Source organism: Acetobacterium wieringae, assembly GCF_026646375.1.
GTDB lineage: Bacteria > Bacillota > Clostridia > Eubacteriales > Eubacteriaceae > Acetobacterium > Acetobacterium wieringae_A.
On sequence record NZ_JAIPPU010000041.1, the window covers coordinates 1 to 3,148 of the forward strand.

A 3,148-nucleotide genomic window follows, 5' to 3' on the forward strand; every position below is an offset into this window, starting at 1 on the left:
AGTTTGATAATACTTTAAATTATCAGTTGATGACTTAATCATCAAAGATTTAATAACTTCTGGTCAAGTTATTAAGGGTGTAGGGCGGATGCCTTGGCACTAGGAGCCGATGAAGGACGCGATAAGCTGCGATAAGCTTCGGGGAGTTGCACGTAAACTTTGATCCGAAGATTTCCGAATGAGGAAACTCACTTAGAGTAATGTCTAAGTATCATTAAGTGAATACATAGCTTAATGAGGGGAACCCGGGGAACTGAAACATCTTAGTACCTGGAGGAAAAGAAAGAAATTCGATTCCGTAAGTAGCGGCGAGCGAACGCGGATAAGCCCAAACCAATGGAGCTTGCTTCATTGGGGTTGTGGACACATCATTAACGAAGCGGTTATTGTAGACGAAGAGATCTGGAAAGGTCCGCCACAGAAGGTTACAGCCCTGTAGTCGAAACGAGAAGGCTTTAGATGTGATCCAGAGTACCACGGGACACGTGAAACCCTGTGGGAAGCAGGAGGGACCACCCTCCAAGGCTAAATACTACCTAGTGACCGATAGCGTATAGTACCGTGAGGGAAAGGTGAAAAGAACCCCGGGAGGGGAGTGAAATAGAACCTGAAACCCTACACTTACAAGCTGTGGAAGCACATTTTTAGTGTGACCGCGTACTTTTTGTAGAACGGGCCAACGAGTTACGTTAAGTAGCAAGGTTAAGCACTTATGGTGTGAAGCCGTAGCGAAAGCGAGTTTTAACTGAGCGTTTAGTTATTTGACGTAGACCCGAAACCGGGCGACCTACCCATGAGCAGGATGAAACGAAAGTAAAATTTCGCGGAGGTCCGAACCCACGAGCGTTGAAAAGCTCGGGGATGACTTGTGGGTAGCGGTGAAATTCCAATCGAGCCCGGAGATAGCTGGTTCTCCCCGAAATAGCTTTAGGGCTAGCCTTGAGCTTAGAGATACGGAGGTAGAGCACTGAATGTCCTAGGGGGTATTGTACTTACCGAAGACTATCAAACTCCGAATGCCGTTATCTTTTACTCAGGAGTCAGACTGTGGGTGATAAGATTCATAGTCGAGAGGGTAACAACCCAGATCGTCAGCTAAGGTCCCTAAATGTAAGTTAAGTGGTAAAGGATGTGGGATTGCACAGACAACCAGGATGTTGGCTTAGAAGCAGCCACTCATTTAAAGAGTGCGTAATAGCTCACTGGTCGAGTGATCCTGCGCCGAAAATTTCCGGGGCTAAAACTTACTACCGAAGCTACGACATCATTTATGATGGGTAGGGGAGCTTCCCATACGGGTCGAAGCATGACCGTAAGGACATGTGGACTGTATGGGAGTGAGAATGTTGGCATGAGTAGCGAGATGTGGGTGAGAATCCCACAGGCCGTAAACCCAAGGTTTCCAGGGGAAGGTTCGTCCGCCCTGGGTCAGTCGGGACCTAAGCTGAGGCCGAAAGGCGTAGGTGATGGATAACAGGTTGATATTCCTGTACCACCAATAACCGTTTGAGAAATGGGATGACACAGTAGGATAGGCTATGCACACTGTTGGTTATGTGTGCCTAAGTACTGAGGCAGTCTGGACAGGCAAATCCGTCCGGATATTAATGCTGGGGTACGATGGGGAGCGAAATTTAGTAGCGAAGTAGCTGATTTCACACTGTCGAGAAAAGTCTCTATCGAGGTTAAAGGTGCCCGTACCGCAAACCGACACAGGTGGGTGAGGAGAATATCCTAAGGCCAGCGAGAGAACTGTTGTTAAGGAACTCGGCAAAATGACCCCGTAACTTAGGGATAAGGGGTGCCACCTTCGGGTGGCCGCAGAGAATAGGCCCAAGCGACTGTTTACCAAAAACATAGGTTTCTGCTAAGTCGTAAGACGATGTATAGGAGCTGACGCCTGCCCGGTGCTGGAAGGTCAAGGGGATCTGTTAGGATTTATCCGAAGCAGTGAACTTAAGCCCCAGTAAACGGCGGCCGTAACTATAACGGTCCTAAGGTAGCGAAATTCCTTGTCGGGTAAGTTCCGACCCGCACGAAAGGCGTAACGATTTGGGCACTGTCTCAACAACAGACTCGGTGAAATTGTAATACCGGTGAAGATGCCGGTTACCTGCGACAGGACGGAAAGACCCCATGGAGCTTTACTGTAGCTTGACATTGGGTCTTGGTACTACATGTACAGGATAGGTGGGAGGCTATGAAACCAGGACGCCAGTCTTGGCGGAGCCATCCTTTGGATACCACCCTTGTAGTACTGGGACTCTAACCATAGGCCATGAATCTGGTCTTGGGACACTGTCTGGTGGGCAGTTTGACTGGGGCGGTCGCCTCCCAAAAGGTAACGGAGGCGCTCAAAGGTTCTCTCAGTACGGTCGGAAATCGTACATAGAGTGTAAAGGCAAAAGAGAGCTTGATTGCGAGACATACAGGTCGAGCAAGGATGAAAATCGGACTTAGTGATCCGGTGGTTCCGCGTGGAAGGGCCATCGCTCAACGGATAAAAGCTACCCTGGGGATAACAGGCTTATCTCCCCCAAGAGTCCACATCGACGGGGAGGTTTGGCACCTCGATGTCGGCTCATCACATCCTGGGGCTGTAGTAGGTCCCAAGGGTTGGGCTGTTCGCCCATTAAAGTGGTACGCGAGCTGGGTTCAGAACGTCGTGAGACAGTTCGGTCCCTATCCGTCGCAGGCGTAGGAAATTTGAGGAGATCTGTCCTTAGTACGAGAGGACCGGGATGGACACACCTCTGGTGTACCAGTTGTTCTGCCAAGGGCATGGCTGGGTAGCTATGTGTGGAATGGATAAGCGCTGAAAGCATCTAAGCGCGAAGCCGACTTCAAGATAAGATTTCCCACCGCAAGGTTAAGATCCCAGGAAGACTACCTGGTTGATAGGTCGAAGGTGGAAGTGCAGCAATGTATGGAGCTTATCGATACTAATAGATCGAGGACTTGACCTGATTTTAGATGATTTACTAAATTATATATGTAGTTTTTAGAGTACTAACTCTAATTTAAAGATTATGTGGTTACTATAGCAGAGAGGATACACCTGTTCCCATTCCGAACACAGAAGTTAAGCTCTCTTGCGCTGATGGTACTTGGTGGGAAACTGCCTGGGAGAGTAAGACGTAGCCACGTA

The 3,148-nt window shown here is 48.9% G+C and carries 2 rRNA genes; both read left to right on the top strand.

Going from position 1 to position 3,148, the window contains the following annotated elements:
- Window positions 1-61: 61 nt before the first annotated feature.
- A 23S ribosomal RNA gene (locus Q7P33_RS17770) occupies window positions 62-2,966 on the top strand.
- A gap of 64 nt (window positions 2,967-3,030) precedes the next feature.
- Window positions 3,031-3,147 (top strand): 5S ribosomal RNA (rrf, locus tag Q7P33_RS17775).
- The last annotated feature ends 1 nt before the right edge of the window (window position 3,148 follow it).